The 16,752-nt window shown below is 67.6% G+C and carries 16 protein-coding genes and 1 other RNA gene; 11 read left to right on the top strand and 6 right to left on the bottom strand.

Annotation, left to right across the window (positions count from 1 at the left end):
- Positions 1–36 precede the first annotated feature (36 nt).
- A complete protein-coding gene (locus B5F79_RS08330) occupies positions 37–753 on the top strand; it encodes a LytR/AlgR family response regulator transcription factor (protein ID WP_087220128.1) in 717 nt (238 codons plus the stop codon).
- Positions 754–776: 23 nt separating this feature from the next.
- Complete coding sequence (locus tag B5F79_RS08325) at positions 777–1,238, top strand: YfcE family phosphodiesterase (protein WP_087220125.1); 462 nt, start codon at positions 777–779, stop codon at positions 1,236–1,238.
- On the opposite strand, the gene B5F79_RS08320 is transcribed toward B5F79_RS08325, so the two are convergent.
- Complete coding sequence (locus tag B5F79_RS08320; protein ID WP_087220122.1) at positions 1,235–1,969, bottom strand: phosphatase PAP2 family protein; 735 nt, start codon at positions 1,967–1,969, stop codon at positions 1,235–1,237. The two genes, B5F79_RS08325 and B5F79_RS08320, sit on opposite strands and share 4 nt — an antisense overlap.
- Before the next feature lies 1 nt (position 1,970).
- On the bottom strand, positions 1,971–2,288 hold the full coding sequence (gene trxA, locus B5F79_RS08315; RefSeq protein WP_087220119.1) for a thioredoxin: 318 nt from the start codon (positions 2,286–2,288) through the stop codon (positions 1,971–1,973).
- Between the two features lie 165 nt (positions 2,289–2,453).
- Here trxA and B5F79_RS08310 point away from each other — a divergent pair, with 165 nt between their 5' ends.
- From B5F79_RS08310 to B5F79_RS08290, 5 genes are all read left to right on the top strand, one after another.
- Entirely contained in the window at positions 2,454–3,008 is a 555-nt protein-coding gene (locus B5F79_RS08310) for a hypothetical protein (protein WP_087220116.1), read from the top strand.
- A gap of 82 nt (positions 3,009–3,090) precedes the next feature.
- A complete protein-coding gene (pgi, locus tag B5F79_RS08305) occupies positions 3,091–4,785 on the top strand; it encodes a glucose-6-phosphate isomerase (RefSeq protein WP_087220113.1) in 1,695 nt (564 codons plus the stop codon).
- Positions 4,786–4,938: 153 nt separating this feature from the next.
- Positions 4,939–6,123 carry a DUF362 domain-containing protein gene (locus tag B5F79_RS08300; RefSeq protein WP_087220110.1) on the top strand — a complete coding sequence of 395 codons (1,185 nt, stop codon included), beginning with the start codon at positions 4,939–4,941 and terminating at the stop codon, positions 6,121–6,123.
- 65 nt (positions 6,124–6,188) lie between these two features.
- Positions 6,189–7,103 carry a ribokinase gene (locus tag B5F79_RS08295; RefSeq protein ID WP_087220107.1) on the top strand — a complete coding sequence of 305 codons (915 nt, stop codon included), beginning with the start codon at positions 6,189–6,191 and terminating at the stop codon, positions 7,101–7,103.
- Positions 7,100–8,065: a nucleoside hydrolase gene (locus B5F79_RS08290; protein ID WP_087220104.1), complete on the top strand. Its 966-nt coding sequence runs from the start codon at positions 7,100–7,102 to the stop codon at positions 8,063–8,065. The genes B5F79_RS08295 and B5F79_RS08290 overlap by 4 nt, the downstream gene beginning before the upstream one ends.
- Before the next feature lie 81 nt (positions 8,066–8,146).
- On the opposite strand, the gene B5F79_RS08285 is transcribed toward B5F79_RS08290, so the two are convergent.
- From B5F79_RS08285 to B5F79_RS08270, 4 genes are all read right to left on the bottom strand, one after another.
- A complete protein-coding gene (locus B5F79_RS08285) occupies positions 8,147–9,016 on the bottom strand; it encodes an alpha/beta hydrolase (RefSeq protein ID WP_087220101.1) in 870 nt (289 codons plus the stop codon).
- Positions 9,017–9,068: 52 nt separating this feature from the next.
- Positions 9,069–9,926 (bottom strand): alpha/beta hydrolase, encoded by an 858-nt coding sequence (locus B5F79_RS08280; RefSeq protein ID WP_087220098.1) that lies wholly within the window; start codon positions 9,924–9,926, stop codon positions 9,069–9,071.
- Between the two features lie 84 nt (positions 9,927–10,010).
- Complete coding sequence (locus tag B5F79_RS08275) at positions 10,011–10,589, bottom strand: hypothetical protein (protein ID WP_087220095.1); 579 nt, start codon at positions 10,587–10,589, stop codon at positions 10,011–10,013.
- Positions 10,590–10,901: 312 nt separating this feature from the next.
- Positions 10,902–12,716: an adenine deaminase gene (locus B5F79_RS08270; protein ID WP_087220092.1), complete on the bottom strand. Its 1,815-nt coding sequence runs from the start codon at positions 12,714–12,716 to the stop codon at positions 10,902–10,904.
- A gap of 89 nt (positions 12,717–12,805) precedes the next feature.
- Here B5F79_RS08270 and ffs point away from each other — a divergent pair.
- From ffs to dnaX, 4 genes are all read left to right on the top strand, one after another.
- Positions 12,806–12,901, top strand: an RNA gene (gene ffs / locus B5F79_RS08265) — signal recognition particle sRNA small type.
- 217 nt (positions 12,902–13,118) lie between these two features.
- On the top strand, positions 13,119–13,598 hold the full coding sequence (locus tag B5F79_RS08260) for a PH domain-containing protein (protein ID WP_143786277.1): 480 nt from the start codon (positions 13,119–13,121) through the stop codon (positions 13,596–13,598).
- Complete coding sequence (locus tag B5F79_RS08255; RefSeq protein WP_087220087.1) at positions 13,595–15,304, top strand: PH domain-containing protein; 1,710 nt, start codon at positions 13,595–13,597, stop codon at positions 15,302–15,304. Before B5F79_RS08260 ends, B5F79_RS08255 begins: the two co-directional genes overlap by 4 nt.
- A gap of 113 nt (positions 15,305–15,417) precedes the next feature.
- Positions 15,418–16,752, top strand: a 1,335-nt coding sequence (gene dnaX, locus B5F79_RS08250) for a DNA polymerase III subunit gamma/tau (protein ID WP_143786276.1), incomplete at its 3' end; no start/stop codon positions are given.

Raw genomic sequence — 16,752 nt, 5'->3', positions numbered from 1 at the left:
CAACCCGCCCGGGGGATATGCGAAAGGGTACGAAGTATGCGCGCAATGATCGTTGACGACGAGGCTCCCGCACGCTCCGAGCTGCGCTACCTGCTCGAGGAGACGGGCAGGGTGGACGCCATCATGGAGGCCTCGAGCGCCCGCGAGGCGGTCGAGAAGCTCATGGAGGCCAAGGCCGACGTCATGTTCCTCGACATCCAGATGCCCAAGACCTCGGGCATGCAGCTCGCGGAGGCGCTCCACAAGCTCAAGAACCCGCCCGCGGTGGTCTTTGTGACCGCGTACAGCGAGTACGCGCTCGAGGCCTTCGAGGTGGACGCGCTCGACTACCTCATGAAGCCGGTGGAGCCCGAGCGGCTCAACCAGGCCCTCGACAAGGTCCAGTCCCGTATGAAGCCGCAGACCCAGAGCAACTCCTCCGTGGAGCGCATCCCCGTGGTCAAGAGCGGCCGCAAGGTCCTCGTGCCCATCGACCAGATTCGCTACATCGAGGCCAAAGACGACTACTCCTGCATCTACACCGCGGACGACCGCTTCCTCTCCACGATCTCCCTCGCCAAGCTCGAGCAGAAGCTCGCCCCGCACGGCTTCTTCCGCGTCCACCGCGGCTACATCGTGAACCTCGAGTACGTCGAGGACGTCGAGGTCATCTCCTCCGGCATCCTCCAGCTTGGCGTCAACGGCATCGAGGGCAAGAAGATCTCCGTCTCGCGTCGCCGCGTCGTGGCGCTCAAGAGGGCGCTCGGCCTCTAAGCTCCCAGCTAGAAGGGCTTCTCGTGACCATCAAACGCTACGACATCGTCTCCGACACGCACGGCTACCTCTCGCCCGAGCTGCTGGATGCCCTCCAGGGGGCGGACGTCATCGTCCATGCGGGGGACATCTGCTCGCCCTCGGACTATCGGACGCTCAGCGACATCGCGCGCGTGCAGATGTGCCTCGGGAACAACGACTGGGCCTACGACTACGGTCCAACCGCCAAGACGCGCAAGATCTTCTATGCGAGCGAGTTCCGCTGGCAGGTCACCCACTACCGGCAGCGTCTCAACCTCCAGATGAGCGACATCGCCATCTGCGGGCACACGCACACGCCCTTCGTCGAGAGGGACGAGTGGACGGACACGCTCGTCATGAACCCGGGAAGCCCCACCTACCCGCGCCGGTCGCGCCCCTCCATGGGCCGCATCATCTGTGACGACGGCGAGATCCTCGAGGCGAAGATCATCACGCTCGGCTAGGCGTCGGCCTCGGGGTCGGGCGCTTCCTCGGGCTCCCCGTCTCGCGGGGCGTCTATCGCCACGAAGAGCGGGGCCACCGCTTTGGTGTAGAAGGCGAGCCACGCGAGCGACACGCAGAAGCCTGCGAGCACGTCTGAGGCGTAGTGCACGCCCAGGTAGACGCGGCTCAGGCCCACCGCCACAATCACGAGGCCAAAGAAGGCGCACCAGACCACGCGCATGGCGTCGCGCCGGTGGTAGCGCCAGATCATCCAGATGAGCAGGCCAAAGAAGGCCATGGCCACCATCGAGTGCCCCGAGGGGAAGCTGTAGCCACTCTCCGCGACCAGGCGGAACCCCTCCGGCCGCGGGCGCTGCACGATGGCCTTGAGCAGCGCGTTGAGCGCCACCACACAGGCCAGGTTGACCGTGACGCACCACCCCGGCGCCTTGCCGGGGGCAAGCGCCGCGATGACGGCGGCCATGACGGCGAGCACCACCACCGAGGCGAGCGAGGTCACCCCCTGCACGACGGGCGTGAGCGCGTCCGAGCGCAGGCGCTCGACAAAGAGCTCGTAGGCCATCACGTCAAGACGCAGGATCTCCCCCTCGAGCACCTCGCCCAGAAGCGCGAGGAAGACCACCGTGCACACCAGGAGAACGAGCAGGCGCAGGTTGTCTCTCACAAGCGACAGGGCGCCGTGGAGAACTCCCCCGGCGCCCTGCGCGGACTCGTCTTTGCCGCGGGCCATGCTAGAGGTTTGCCTCGAGCTCGCTTACCAGCGCGGGCTTGGGCATGTTGCCGACGATGGTGTGGACGGGGCTCCCGCCCTTGAAGAGGATGAGCGTGGGGATGGAGACGATCCTGAACTTCGTGGCAAGGTCGGGCTCTGCGTCGACGTCGCACTTGTAGACCACGAGCCTGTCCGCCATCTCCTGGGAGATCTGGTCCACGACGGGCGCGAGCGCGCGGCACGGGCCGCACCAGGACGCCCAGAAGTCAACGAGCACGGGCTTGTCGGAACCGGAAACGACGGAGTCGAACTCTGCGGAGGTGATTGCCTGGGCCATGGGGTCCTCCCTTGGTCGGGGTGTCTTCTTGATTGTGCTTATGCCCGATTTACACTGGTTCATACGGCGGATCGGATATATGTCACTGAGTGCGTAGCAGATTTGCCCCGCCATCACCGCTCGTGTGACGCCGGGGCGGGCGCGTCTCGCCAGAATGGAGGGTCTGTGGCATCGGAACGTGACGCGCGCCGCAGCGCGTGCCTGGACAAGACGACTGCAGAGACAAGCGCGCTCGCCGCGCGGGGCGTGCGCATGGGGGGCAATGCGTTTTCCGCGGTTCTTCTCGTCAAGGGGGAGCTCGCGGAGGCCGAGAAGGACGGCGAGCCCCCGTTCTCCGGCGCGGACGGGAGGGCGCTCAGGGCGTCCCTCGAGCGGCTGGGCTACGCCCCGGAGGACTGGGAGTGGCTGCTCTCCGTCGACGAGGGCGGCGAGCCGCTGGACGCGGCGCTCCTGCGCGAGGCGGTGTGCGCACTCGACCCCGCCACGCTCGTGTGCTGCGACGAGGCCGCGGCGATGCTCCTGCGCGAGGCGTATGCGGACGACCTCGCGCTGATCGACTCCCTGGACGAGGCGATGCTCGCGCCGGGCGTGGTGGCGCACGTCTGCGGGATGCGCGTCCTCAACCTCGGGGGCTTTGCCGCGGCGCTCTCCGATGCGCACGAGAAGCAGGTCATGTGGGCGCGCCTCAAGAGAATTCCGCCGCTGGGTGAGCCGTTCTAAACGATTGCCGTTCCCTGACCTGCCCCGGCGCCGCCGAGCGGTATCCTAAACCCATCTGTTGCAGTTCGGGGAAGGAGCTCCCATGTCCGACTTCAAGGCACCCATCGACGCCACCGCCACGCCCGAGTGGGCCGCGCTCCAGGCGCACCACGACGAGCTCGTCGCGAGCGGCTTCCATCTCAAGGACGCCTTCGCCAACGATCCCGACCGCGTGACCAAGCTGTCCTTTGACATGGACGACCTGCACTTCGACCTCTCCAAGAACCTCATCGACGACAAGACCATCGGGCTTCTGTGCGACCTCGCCCGCGCCGTCGGCCTTGAGGAGCGCCGCGACGCCATGTACGCCGGCGAGCACATCAACACCACGGAGAACCGCGCCGTCCTGCACACCGCGCTGCGCCGCCCGGCCTCCGAGAAGGGCACGGTCTTCGACGGCGACCAGGACTGCGTCGCGGACGTCCGCGAGGTCCTCGACCGCATGTACGCCTTTGCCGAGCGCGTTCGCTCCGGCGAGTGGAAGGGCGTCACCGGCAAGAAGATCGAGCACGTCATGTCCATCGGCATCGGCGGCTCCGACCTCGGCCCCGTCATGGTCTACGAGGCCCTCAAGCCCATGGCCGACGCCGGCATCGACTGCCGCTACGTCTCCAACATCGACCCCAACGACATGGCCGAGAAGGTCAAGGGCCTCGACCCCGAGACCACGCTCGTGATCGTGGTCTCCAAGACCTTCACCACGCTCGAGACCCTCACCAACGCCCGCGAGGCCAAGACCTGGCTGCTTGAGACCCTCAAGGCCCAGGGCGCCATCGACGGCTCCGCCGAGAAGGACGCCGAGGCCATTCGCAAGCACTTCGTGGCCGTCTCCACCAACCTCGAGCTCGTCGCCGACTTTGGCATCGACCCCGAGAACGCCTTCGGCTTCTGGAGCTGGGTCGGCGGCCGCTACTCCGTCGACTCCGCCGTGGGCCTCTCGCTCATCATCGCCTTCGGCCCCGAGCGCTTCGAGTGCTTCCTCAAGGGCTTCCACGACCTCGACGAGTACTTCCAGAAGACCCCGCTCGAGCAGAACGTCGTCGCCCTCATGGGCCTTCTCAACGTCTGGTACGTCAACTTCTACGGCGCCGAGAGCCACGCCGTCCTGCCCTACAACCAGTACCTGCACCGCTTTGCCGCCTACCTCCAGCAGCTGACCATGGAGTCCAACGGCAAGAGCGTGCGCTGGGACGGCAGCCCGGTGACCTCCGCCACCGGCGAGATCTTCTGGGGCGAGCCGGGCACCAACGGCCAGCACGCCTTCTATCAGCTCATCCACCAGGGCACCCGCATGATCCCCGCGGACTTCATCGCCTTCGTGAACACGCCCAACCCCGTGAAGGACGGCGAGCAGGACGTCCACGAGCTCTTCCTGGGCAACTACCTCGCGCAGACCAAGGCCCTCGCCTTTGGCAAGACGGCCGACGAGGTCCGCGCCGAGGGCACGGCCGAGTGGATGGTGCCGGCCCGCGTCTTCGAGGGCAACCGTCCCACCACCTCGATCTTTGGCATCGACCTCACGCCGCACGCGCTCGGCGAGCTCATCGCGCTCTACGAGCACATCACCTTCGTCGAGGGCACGGTCTGGGGCCTGGACTCCTACGACCAGTGGGGCGTCGAGCTGGGCAAGCAGCTGGCCAAGCAGATCACCCCTGCCTTCCACGACGACGAGGCCCTCGCCAAGCAGGACGCCTCCACGCAGGCCCTCATCAACTACTATCGCGCTCACCGCAAGTAGGTGACAGGGGGACAGTCCCTTTGTCATGTTACGGGCCGTCGGGCTTCTCGCCCGGCGGCCCCTTCTGTTAATTGGGGACAGTCCCCAATTTACATATCGCCGCGAAGGGGGCGTAAAATCTCAAAGGAACGTCCTTTTGAGGAGAGGGGTCGCATGGACGCCGCAAAGGTCTACTACACCAACCTGCGCACGTATGCCAAGGAGAGCCAGCTCGACAAGCTCAAGCGCCTCATCCGCCGCGCGGGCATCGAAAAGATCGACTTCGAGAACAAGTTCGTGGCCATCAAGATTCACTTTGGGGAGCTCGGCAACTTGAGCTTCCTGCGGCCCAACTACGCCCGCGCCGTTGCTGACGTTGTCAAGGAGCTGGGCGGCAAGCCCTTCCTCACGGACTGCAACACGCTTTACGTGGGCAGCCGCAAGAACGCGCTCGAGCACCTCGACTGTGCGTACCAGAACGGCTTCACGCCCTACGCCACCGGCTGCCAGGTAATCATCGCTGATGGCCTCAAGGGCACCGACGAGACGCTCGTGCCCGTGAAGAACGGCGAGTACGTGAAGGAGGCCAAGATCGGCCATGCCCTCATGGACGCGGACATCGTGATTTCTCTCACCCACTTCAAGGGCCACGAGCAGGCCGGCTTTGGCGGCTGCATGAAGAACCTGGGCATGGGCGGAGGCTCGCGCGCGGGCAAGATGGAGCAGCACGCCGCCGGCAAGCCGCGCGTGAAGACCGAGCGGTGCATCGGGTGCCACGCGTGCGAGCGCATCTGCGCCCACGGCGCCGTGTCCTTTGACGAGACCCGCGAGCGAGAGCTCAAGAGCGGCAAGGTCGTCACCGTGCCCGTGGCGAGGATCGACCACGACCGCTGCGTGGGCTGCGGGCGCTGCATCGGCGCCTGCAACCAGGACGCCGTCGTCGCGGGCTCCGACTCCGCGGTGGACGAGCTCAACTGCAAGATCGCCGAGTACACGATGGCGGTGGTGCAGGACCGCCCGAGCTTCCACATCTCCATCGCGACGGACATCAGCCCCAACTGCGACTGCCACCCCGAGAACGACACGCCCATCGTGCCCGACCTGGGCATGTTCGCGAGCTTTGACCCTGTGGCCATAGACCAGGCCGCGATTGATATGGCCCTCGCCGCGCCCACGCTCCCCAACTCCGAGCTCACGGACATGCGAGAGCGTCTGGAGGCCGAGGGCGGCATCCCCGAGCGCTGCCAGCACGACCACTTCAACCTGACGCACCCGGACACCAACTGGCGGTCCATGATCGAGCACGGCGAGAAGATCGGGCTGGGCACAAACCACTACGAGCTCATCGAGGTCAAGTAGCCAACGGGGGCGTGCAAAGGGGGCAGGCACTTTTGCACGCCCCTTCCGCAACTGAGGGGACGACTATGCGCAAGGTCATCGTATTCGGCAGCATGAACATGGACCTGTCCATAAGCGCTCCGCGCATGCCGGAGGCGGGCGAGACCATCTCTGGCTCGGACTTTCTCACCAACGCCGGTGGCAAGGGCGCCAACCAGGCCGTTGCCTCGGCGCGACTGGGCGCCCCCACGCACATGATTGCCGCCGTGGGCGCGGACGCCTTTGGCGGCGAGCTCGCGGGCGGGCTCGAGGCTGCCGGTGTGGACGTGAGCGACGTGCGGCGGCTCGAAGAAGCGGCCACGGGCGTCGCGGTGATCGTGCGCACGGCCGGGGAGAACAGAATCGTGCTCTCCGCCGGCGCCAATCACGCCCTCGGCCAGGACGACGTGGTATCCAACCTGCGGCGCATTGCCTCTCCAGGTGACGTCTTCCTCACGCAGGGCGAGTGCGACCCCGCCGCGACCGAGGCGGCGATTCGCGCCGCCCGCGAGCTCGGCCTCTTTACGGCCCTCAACCCCGCTCCGGCGCGTCCCGTGCCCGACGACCTCTGGCCGTGCGTTGACCTCGTCTGCCTCAACGAGACGGAGTGCCAGATCATGTGCGGCGTCCTGCCCGTGGATGACGCGACCTGTTTCGAGGCCGCGCGACTGCTGCGCGGCCGGGGTGCGGGCGCCGTGGTGATCACGCTTGGCTCGGCGGGCTCCTTCGGCCTGGGGAGCGACGGTGCGGCGCTGCGGGTTCCGGCGGCGCAGGCGCCCGCGGTCGTGGACACCACCGGCGCGGGCGACACCTACATCGGGGCGCTCGTGGCGGGGCGCGTGCGGGGGCTCTCGCTCGAGGAGTCGATGCGCTGGGGCTCCGCGGCGTCCGCCATAGCCGTGAGCCGCCTGGGGGCGCAGCAGGCCATTCCGACGGCGGAGGAGGTGGAGGCGCTCCGATGAGCGAGGGGGCCAAGGTTCTTCTCGACCTCGACACGGGGATAGACGACGCCCTCGCGCTCGCCTACGTCCTCGGCAGCCCCGAGGCCGAGCTCGTGGGCGTGGTCTGCAGCTACGGCAACGTGACCGTGGAGACCGCGGCGCGCAACACCCACGTGCTGCTCGACCTTCTGGGACACCCCGACATACCCGTCTACCTGGGCGCCGACCGGCCGCTGTGCGCGAGCTCGCCCTTCGAGCCACCGGCGGGGGTGGTCCGCATCCACGGTGCGGACGGCCTGGGCAACGTTGGGTCCCTTGACCGACCATACAACACCTCTGCCAGAGAGGCTGATTTCGCTCGTTTGGCAGAGGTGTTGTATGGTTCGCAGCTTTACTACGTCCCCACGGGACCCCTCACCAACCTTGCGCTGGCGCTTCGGACGACGTCACGCCCCATGGCCGGGCTCCCGCGCGTCACCTTCATGGGCGGCGCCCTTACCGTTCCGGGCAACGTGACCCCTTGCTCCGAGGCCAACATCCACAACGACCCCGAGGCGGCCGATGTCGTGCTGCGCTCCGGTCTCAAGACCCGCATGGTTGGTCTCGACGTTACCCACCAGGTCGTTCTCACGCGCGAGGAGACCGCGGCATGGCGCGAGCTGGGAACGCCGGCGGCTCGTCTCTTCGCGGACATGACGGACCACTACATAGGTATCTACGAGAAGAACAACCCGCACATGGGAGGCTGCGCGCTGCACGATCCGCTGGCGGTCGCCGCGGCGCTTGACCCCACGCTCGTCACGCGCCTTCCCGCGAATCTCCAGGTAGACCTCGAGGGATCCGCGCGTGGCCGAACGATCTGCGACCCGGACAGGCTGCGTGATGCAGAGAAGGACTGCGAGGTCGCGCTGACCGTCGACGCACCTCGCTTCCTCGAGGAGTTTCGCGCGCGCGTGCGCCGAGCCCTTGGCGCACGAGCCTGACGGCTTGCCCCGTGACAGTTGGCCCTGAGCAAACTGTCAACTTGACAGCTGGCCCCGGGCAAACCGTCAAGCTCGCGAAGACTAGCTCTTCTGGCGGTCGGGCGGCCTGAGCTCCGTGAGCGCCGTGTAGTCAACGTGCACCGTGGAGGGCTTCATCGGGCCGGGTGCGTACCAGTCGAGGGCGCAGTCAATCCACGCGTTCCAGAACGGCCACTCGTGCGCGCCGATCTCCGGCTCCCAGTACGTCACGTCAAAGTCGGCGTCGCGCAGCAGCTCAACGAGCTCGCGGTTGTTCTGGCACAGGTTGTCGTGCAGGCCGCAGGCGGCGTAGAAGCGCGGCTTTGGCAGCTCGGGGTCATCCTTGAACTTGTTGATGAGCGCCACGTAGTCCTTGTCGGACCCGATGACCGTGTCGATATCGCCGAAGAAGCGCTCGTAGTACTTGCGCTTGCGCGGAGAGTGGGAGTCCACTGCCTCGAGCACGCGGTCGCGCATGAACGCTCCCGAGAGGATGATGATGCTGCCAAAGCGGTCCGGGCGCAGCAGGCCGTTGATGAGGGCGGTGTACGCGCCGATGGAGATGCCGGCAAGCGCGGTGTCCTCGCGCTTTGCGGAGAGCGGGAAGACGCGGCGCGTGAAGTCCACGAGCTCCTCGCTGATGAACTTGCCGTGCCACTCGTTTATCTCGGGCTTGTTGAGGTAGAGACCGTCCTCGCCCGACGGTATGACGAGGGCCACGTCGCGCGCCTCGGCGGTCTCGACCACGTGCGTGCGGTCGATCCAGTCGACGTCCTGGCCAAACAGGCCGTGCAGCAGGTAGACCGTGCGATACGGTCCCCGCCGCCGCTTGGCCAGCTTGTTGCCGTCCATCTTGTCCGCGGGCAGGACGACGGTCAGCACCACATTGCGCTCGAGGTAGTGGGAGTAGAAGTCGACTCTGAACAGTGCCATTCTCGCGTCCCTCCTCGTGAGGTCTTGCGTTTCGACTCCTGTGCCGTGCGCCCTAGCGAACGAGCCAGTTGAGCGCCTCGGGAAGCGCCGCGTTCCAGAAGTCCCAGTCGTGACCGCCATCCATCTCATGATACGTGACGTCTAGACCAGTGTCGCGCATGCGTCGGGCGAGAACTCGGTTGGGCTCGGCAAGCGGGTCCTGGTTGCCGCAGCTCATGAAGATGCGCGGGCGCGGGCGGTCGCAGTAGACGAGGTCGGCCGCCAGGCGCGCCGGGTCCTTGTCGGAGCCGCGCACGTGGGAGAGGTCGCCGAAGGTGTGCTCGAGGAACGGGCGCGAGAGGAAGAAGAGGTCGTCCGAGATGATCTGGTCGAACCCGTCGATCACCATGGCCGAGGAGAGAGCCACCACCGAGCCAAAGGTCTCGCAGTACTTGAGGCCGTTGCGCAGCGCGCCGTACGCGCCCATGGAGATGCCGCCGATGAAGGTGTCCTCGCGGCGGTCCGAGAGCGGGAACATGCACCGTGCCACCTCGACGAGCTCCTGGCCCACGTAGCGTCCGTAGTAGTTGTGGACCTCGGGCTGATCGAGGTAGAAGGCGTTGTAGCCGGAGGGCATGACCACGGCGATGCCGCGAGACTCCGCCCAGTGGCGGATGCGGGTCTCGGAGATCCAATCCGCGTGGTTGCCCGAGATGCCGTGCAGCAGGAAGAGGGTCCGGTACGGCGCCTGCTTCTGCGGGTAGGGGCGCGAGGCCCACGCCTTGAGGTCGCGCTCGAGGTCGCCTCCCTCGCGGCGCATCACGGAGTCCGTGGCGTAGGCGTCGCCCTGGTTGTCAAAGGGGAGGATGACCTCGAGCGTGGTGGTGCGCATGAGGCAGGAGGAGAAGTAGTCAACGCTGATGAGAGCCATGTCGGCCTCCTTGGTGTAGTCGAGAAGAACGACGCCCAGTATACATAACGTGACAAAGGGACTGTCCCTTTGTCACGTTATGCGCTACTTCTTGGGGCACCTTTCGGCGAGCATGCGGGCGAGCTCGTGGAAGCGACCCTCGCTCATGGAGCTGCGAGGGACAAAGACGTAGCGCTTGGCACCAAAGCCGGCAAGGATGCCCTCGGGGCTGCTGTTGGAGGTCTTGAGCTCGGAGAGGGGGTAGTCGCCGCCCGCGCCCTGGGCGTCGCGCACGTGGATCGCGTCGTCTCCCACCGCAACGTGGAGGGCGCCGTCGTAGTCGGCGGGGTCGAGCGTCGTCGTGCGCGCGTAGCGCAGGCGCAGACGGGCGATGTTGGAGGAGGCGTACAGAAGGCCCACCGAGACGAGGAAGAGGGCGATGAGCAGCGGGTACCCCTGGTTTCCAAAGGCCAGCGCCGCGAGCACGAGCACGGCGAGCGAGATGAACGAGGCCGTCGAGAGGGCGCCTCTCATGCGCGGGGCCAGAAGCTCGGAGGCCCGGGCAAGGCCGAGCTCGTTGTAGTCGAAGGTCATCGAGTAGAGCACGTAGCCGTACTTGCTGTCGTCAAACGCGGGCTGCGAGTCGGTTGTGGCCTTGCGGCGCGCGGCGTTCTTCTTTGCCATGAGTCTCCCTTGAGTTGCCTACCTGACAAATCCTAGCGTCCCGTGAAGGAGCTGTCCCGGAAATGTGCTTGCCCGGTGAAGGGTACCGCTCACCGGAGCGTCGGCCCTGCGGGCGGAAGAATCGGGAATGATACTCCTTGCGCAGGGAGCGACCGCACGGTGACCTTATCCGCGTGCCGTCGCACTGTAGAGCTTAACAGCTTGGCAGCTGCCGAAGTGGGGGCCCGGGACGCATGGCGTCGACGGGCCCCTGTCCATGTCCGGGGATGCCGCGCGGAAGTGCCCGGCACCTTTGCACGGTACCTGCGCCCCCTACTCCACGAGCAGGTCCTCCATCTCGAAGGTGAGGCAGTTGACGTAGCCGCGGTTGGTGAGGCGAAGCTCGGGCACGCAGGCGAGCGACATCACGCCCATCGTCATGAAGGGCGACGGCATCTTGCAGCCCATCTGCGTCCAGGCCCTTCTCGCTGCGGCAACCTTCTCCGCCGCGGTCTCCACGCGCTCGGTGCTCATGAGCCCGCAGACGGGCAGCTCCACGAGCGCGAGCACCTTGCCGTCGGCAACGGCCACCTCCCCGCCGCCGCACTCGACGAGCGTTTGGGCGGCGAGCGCCATGTCCTCGTCGTTGTCGCCCATGACGAGGAGGTTGTGCGCGTCGTGGCTCACGGTCTGCGCGAGCGCCCCGTGGATGCCGAACCCCGTGACAAAGCCGAAGGAGTGCGTCCCGGCCTCGCCGTGGTGCCTGTCGAAGACCGCCACCTTGAGGATGTCGTCGGCGGGGCTGGCAAGAAGCGACTCATCGCGCACCGGGACCTCGACCACGACGTCGCGCGTGAGGGTGTCTCCGGGCTCGATGCCCATGGCGCGCACGCGCGCCGCTCCGTTCGGACGACCCGGGACGGGGACGCGGAAGGTCTCCGCCGTGGGCGCGAGCCCCAGGTCCATGGTGTGGGTCATCCAGTCGGGCCACTCGTATGGGGGCACGTCAAAGAGGGCACGACCGTCCTGCGCCACGAGCTCCCCGTCGATGATCACCGCTTGTGCGCGGAAGTCCCGCAGGCTGTCGAGAAGGACGATGTCGGCGCACTTGCCCGGCGTGACGGAGCCCATGTCGTGCGCGAGGCCGAAGTACTCCGCGCAGTTGATGGTGCACATCTGGAGGGCGGTCACGGGGTCGAGGCCAAGCTCGACGGCGGTGCGCAGCACGCGGTCCATGTGACCGTCACTCACCAGCGTCTCGGGGTGACAGTCGTCCGTGCAGAGCAGGCACAGGCGCGTGTCGACGCCCGCGGCCACGAGCTGGGGCAGATAGCCCGGGAGGTTGAGCCACGCCGAGCCCTGGCGAAGCTGAACGTGCATACCCATGCGGAGCTTGGCGAGCACCTCGTCGAAGCTTCCGGACTCGTGGCAGGAGGAGACCCCGGAGGCGACGTAGGCGGCAAGGGCGCGATCGCGGTCGGGGGAGGGGAAGTGGCCGGTCACCACGCGACCTGCCGCGAGCGTGACTCGAACCTCGCCGAGCGCGTTGTCCTCGTGCGCCAGGATGCCCGGGAAGTTCATCATCTCCCCCAGGGCGACCACGTTGTCCCAGCCCATGGCATCCTCTATGTCCCGCGCCGTGACAGCGGCGCCCGTGTCCTCGACTCCCGTGACCGCGGGCACGCAGGAGGGCGGCGTCATCATGGCCTTGAGCGGCGTCCTGCGTGCGTCCTCGAACATCGCGCGCACGCCGGGCATGCCGCGGACGTTGGCCACCTCGTGCGGGTCGCAGAAGATGCCGGTGGTGCCGTGGGGCACGACGGCGCGCGCGTACTCCGCCACGCCGACCATCGCGCTCTCCACGTGGATGTGGCTGTCCATGAGGCCGGGCGCGGCATAGAGGCCCGTGGCATCGATGACGCGCGTCTCGGGGCCTATGCAGTGCTCGGCCGTGTGCCCCTCGATGCCCAGGTAGGCAATGCGGCCGCGGGAAATGGCGATGTCGGCATCGGGCAAGATCTCGTGGGTGGTCACGCTCACGAGGCACGCGTGGCGAATCACGAGGTCTGCGGGGCGCTCGCCCAGCGCCACACGCGCCAGGTCGTCGTTGCACTCCCAGAGCGGGGCCTTGCAGAAGTTGTTGCGCATGGGCACCTCCGGTTCATCGGCGTTTCGTCAAGGGTAGCGCGCACGTGGCGTGCCGGGGCCAACTTTGGTAGAGTGTTCTGCGAGCGCGTTCGATGGGGTCGGGTGACGCAACACCTCGAACCTGGTCAGGGCCGGGAGGCAGCAGCCATAAGGGGCCTCTGGCGGGCATCCGATCCCATCGAGCGCGCTCTTTTCGTGCCGTTTTTCGATGGTGCACGGCGGCTCCCGGAAATTAGTTCGCATTTGGATTCCCACAAAAAGTGGCCAACTGGACTTTTGTCCCGATTCGGGGAGTTTTCAGGAATCCAATGCGAACTAATTTCGCATGAGGCGGAGCGAACGCCCCGCCTCCGGAACAGGCTTCGTGCAATAATGCAGCTCGACCCTCGCGAAAGGAGTTGCATGGCCCAGCTTCCCGCGCACCGCCTTGACCCCCGCATGCTGCGGGTCTGGTACGTCTCGGACGTCGTCGGAATCGCCGTCGTCGCCGTGCTCGCCGCCGTCGCGTGGCTCGTCGTTCGCCACCTGGGCGGGGACGTCTTCTGGGTCTACCTCGTTGCCGGCATCATAGAGGTCGTCTGCATCCTCGACCTCCTGATCTCCCCTCGCATCGAGTACGCGACGTGGCGCTACGACGTCACGCCAACGGACGTCGACCTCTACCACGGCGTGTTCGTCAAGAAGCGCGTGCTCGTCCCGCTCGTAAGGGTCCAGCACGTGCAGACCAAGCAGGGTCCCATCCTGCGCGCGCACGGCCTGGCAACGGTGACCGTCTCCACGGCGGGGGAGAGCTTCGAGATTCCGGGCCTCGCGGAGGACGACGCCAACGAGCTGCGCGACCGCGTGGCCGAGCTTGCGCGCCTCGCCAAGGAGGACGTGTGAGCGCGGACAACAAGGACGCTCGCCCGCCGGCCCCCGACGCGCCGAGCGCGGACGTCGGCAGCTTGGAGAAGGACCTCGAGCGCCTGGCCGTCCCGGAGCGCTCGCTCTTTGAGGAGTCCAACGCCGTCCCCGAGGCGCTTCTCGGCGCGCATCGCGCCAACCCGCTCTCGGTGCTCGCCGAGGCGCTCAAGATGGCGTCCGGCCTGGTGACGCTTGCCGCGTTCGTGCATGCGCCCGACTTCTTTGCCGGTGACCTCGACGCGCTCGTCAAACTTGCCCTCGCGGCCGCGGCCATCTTCGGGGCCTGCCTGCTCCTGAGTCTCGCCATCTGGCGCGCTCGCACCTGGGAGCTCACGTCCGAGGGCGTTCGCCTGCGCTGGGGCCTGGGCTGGGGGCCGTTCAGCCGCCGCAGCCTCACGATTCCCTACGAGCACATCCACACAGTCTCGATGAACTCGTCGCTGCTCGATCGGATCTTTGGTCTCCTGACGCTCGACCTCGACACCGGGGCGGCGGCGTCAGAGGGCGACGCCTCCAAGATCTCCGGCCTGCGCGCTAACGAGGCAAACGTCCTTCGCGCGGAGCTCTTCCGCCGCAGGCGTGCCGCCGGCCCCGTCAGGGAGGGCGAGAAGGACGAGGCGGCTCCTGCCGCGAACCCCACGGAGCGCCCGCTCGCCACCTTCTCGCTCGAGGGCCGCGAGCTCGCGCTCGCCGCGGCGTCCCAGATGAGCGCCGGCAGCCAGGCTCTTGCGCTCGTGGTTCTCCTCGTCAACGGGGTCAACCAGCTCATAGAGTGGGGGCTGCTCGACGTGGTGGGCAGGGGCGACGAGCTCGTGGCCGGCATCTCCCCGGTTATCGTGCCCGTGGTCCTGGCGTTTCTCGCCGCCGCGCTGCTCCTGGGCGCGGTCGTCTCGTTTGGGGTCAACCTCGTGCGCTATGCGGGATATCGCGTCGAGCGCTACGCCGACCGCGTGGTGGTGGAGCACGGCCTGCTCTCGCGCTCGTCGCGCGCGCTCGCCGCGGGGCGCGTGCAGTACGTGGCGGTGCGGCAGGGCATCATTCGTCAGCTCATCGGGTACGCCGAGGTCACGGCGCAGGTGGTTGCCGCACCCGGCGAGAAGGACGGTGAGCCCTCGGGCAGCGTGCTGCTGCACCCGTTCATCCGCGTTGACGAGGTCGACGCCTTTCTCGCCGAGGTCCTGCCGGACTACGCGGGCGTCTTGGGTCGCGCGAGGCTGGGGCGCCTGGGACCCGTGGCGCGCCGGCGAGCCGTGGTGCGCGCGGTTGTCTGGTGGCCGTTCGCGACGGCGATCTTCTTCGGCGCGCACTGGCTCTTCGGCTTCTCCGGCCTGCTCGAGAGCGCGGGGTGGCTGCTGCGCCCGGTGCTCGTTGCCGCGGGCATGCTGAGCGCGGCGCTGCTCGTGGGCCTCGTTGCGGACGCGCTGCGAGCCTGGGGCGCGGCCAGATACGGCCGCGCCAACCACGAGCTGGTGCTCGTTACCGGCGGCCTCACGCGGATCACCGTAATCGCTCCGCGCGCTCGCCTGCAGCGCATGGAGGTGCGCGTCAGCCCCTTCCAGCGTCGCGCCGGCGTGGCCACGCTCTCCGTTCGCACCGCGGCGGGCGACGCCGACGGCCTCACGCTGCGCGACCTGCCAGCCGACGCTGCCGACGAGATTCTGGCCTGGTATCGTCCGCGTGGGTAGCGTCCAGCCTCCTGGCTCCGCGGAGGTGGCGAGAAGAACCTGTGGCCTTCGAGTGCCCCGCGGCACCGCCGGGTATACTTGAGCTTCGTACGTTCCGTTGAGCCGGAGGCCGCATGGAATCGCTCTACACCAAGTATCGCCCGCAGACCTTTGAGCAGGTCGTGGGCCAGAGTCACGTGGTCGAGACCCTCAAGCGCGCGGTGCTCGAGGGGCGCACCAGCCATGCGTACCTGTTCTGCGGCCCGCGCGGAACGGGCAAGACCACGATGGCGCGCATCCTCGCGAAGGCCCTCATGTGCGAGCAGGGCCCGGCCGCCCTTCCTGACGGCACCTGCGAGCAGTGCCGCCTCATCGCGGCGGGCGAGCACCCGGACGTCATCGAGCTCGACGCTGCCTCGCGCACGGGCGTCGACAACGTCCGCGAGGAGATCATCTCCCGCGTGAGCTACGCGCCCACGCTCGGCCGCTGCAAGGTCTACATCATCGACGAGGTCCACATGCTCACGACGGCGGCGTTCAACGCGCTGCTCAAGACGCTCGAGGAGCCTCCCGAGCACGTGGTCTTCATCATGTGCACCACCGACCCGCAGAAGATCCTCGCCACCATCCTCAGTCGCGTGCAGCGCTTCGACTTCCACGCGATAGGCAACGACGAGATGCAGGCGCACCTTGCCTTCGTCTGCGGCAAGGAGGGCTTCACCTACGACGAGCGCGCGCTCGAGCTCGTGGTTCGTCACGCGCGCGGCGGCATGCGCGACGCCCTCACCTCGCTCGAGCAGCTCTCCGTCTTTGGTGCCGGGGACATAAGCCTCTCCGCCGCAACGGACTTCCTGGGCGAGGTCTCCGGCTCCGTGCTGGGCTCGGTGTCGCGCGCGATGGCGCACCGCGACGTGGCGGCGCTCTTTGGCGCCGTCTCCGAGCTCACGGACGCGGGCCGCGACCTTCTGCAGTTCACGCGCGAGCTCGCCGCCCACGTTCGGGACGTCTACGTGGTCTCGGTCGTGCCGAGTGCGGAGGGCGTGGTCGCCGCCACGGGCGAGGAGCTCGACTCCCTGCGCGCGGAGGCGGCGGCGTACGGCTCGCCCGACCGCCTCTCCCGCGTGCTCACCGTCCTGGGCGACGCCTCGAGCGAGATGCGCACGGCCACGAACCAGCGCCTGGTGCTGGAGATAGCCTTCACGCGCATAGCCCGCCCGAGCAGCGACCTCACCCTGGACTCGCTTGCCGAGCGCGTCGCTGACCTCGAGCGTCAGGTGGCCATCCTCTCCGTTCCCGGTGCCCGCAGGGTTGCCGCCCCGGCTCCTGGGGAGAATGGCGAGAAGAACATCGAGAGAGCCGCCGAGAAGAACCCCGCATCTCCGGCGCCCCCTCAGCCCGAGTCACCCTCCCTGCCCGAACCTCCGGCAAACGAGCCGGCCCCGGAGCCCGTCCCCGAGACGGCCGCGACC

Origin of the sequence: Olsenella sp. An285 (assembly GCF_002159625.1) — a bacterium.
Classification (GTDB): domain Bacteria; phylum Actinomycetota; class Coriobacteriia; order Coriobacteriales; family Atopobiaceae; genus Thermophilibacter; species Thermophilibacter avicola.
This window is presented reverse-complemented; position numbering and strand designations above follow the sequence as displayed.

What these genes read in the sequence shown, in the direction of transcription:
- B5F79_RS08330 (WP_087220128.1), top strand. Translation starts at nt 37, where the DNA reads ATGCGCGCAATGATCGTTGACGACGAGGCTCCCGCACGCTCCGAGCTG.
- B5F79_RS08320 (WP_087220122.1), bottom strand. Translation starts at nt 1,969, where the DNA reads ATGGCCCGCGGCAAAGACGAGTCCGCGCAGGGCGCCGGGGGAGTTCTC.
- trxA (WP_087220119.1), bottom strand. Translation starts at nt 2,288, where the DNA reads ATGGCCCAGGCAATCACCTCCGCAGAGTTCGACTCCGTCGTTTCCGGT.
- pgi (WP_087220113.1), top strand. Translation starts at nt 3,091, where the DNA reads ATGTCCGACTTCAAGGCACCCATCGACGCCACCGCCACGCCCGAGTGG.
- B5F79_RS08300 (WP_087220110.1), top strand. Translation starts at nt 4,939, where the DNA reads ATGGACGCCGCAAAGGTCTACTACACCAACCTGCGCACGTATGCCAAG.
- B5F79_RS08295 (WP_087220107.1), top strand. Translation starts at nt 6,189, where the DNA reads ATGCGCAAGGTCATCGTATTCGGCAGCATGAACATGGACCTGTCCATA.
- B5F79_RS08290 (WP_087220104.1), top strand. Translation starts at nt 7,100, where the DNA reads ATGAGCGAGGGGGCCAAGGTTCTTCTCGACCTCGACACGGGGATAGAC.
- B5F79_RS08285 (WP_087220101.1), bottom strand. Translation starts at nt 9,016, where the DNA reads ATGGCACTGTTCAGAGTCGACTTCTACTCCCACTACCTCGAGCGCAAT.
- B5F79_RS08280 (WP_087220098.1), bottom strand. Translation starts at nt 9,926, where the DNA reads ATGGCTCTCATCAGCGTTGACTACTTCTCCTCCTGCCTCATGCGCACC.
- B5F79_RS08275 (WP_087220095.1), bottom strand. Translation starts at nt 10,589, where the DNA reads ATGGCAAAGAAGAACGCCGCGCGCCGCAAGGCCACAACCGACTCGCAG.
- B5F79_RS08270 (WP_087220092.1), bottom strand. Translation starts at nt 12,716, where the DNA reads ATGCGCAACAACTTCTGCAAGGCCCCGCTCTGGGAGTGCAACGACGAC.
- B5F79_RS08260 (WP_143786277.1), top strand. Translation starts at nt 13,119, where the DNA reads ATGGCCCAGCTTCCCGCGCACCGCCTTGACCCCCGCATGCTGCGGGTC.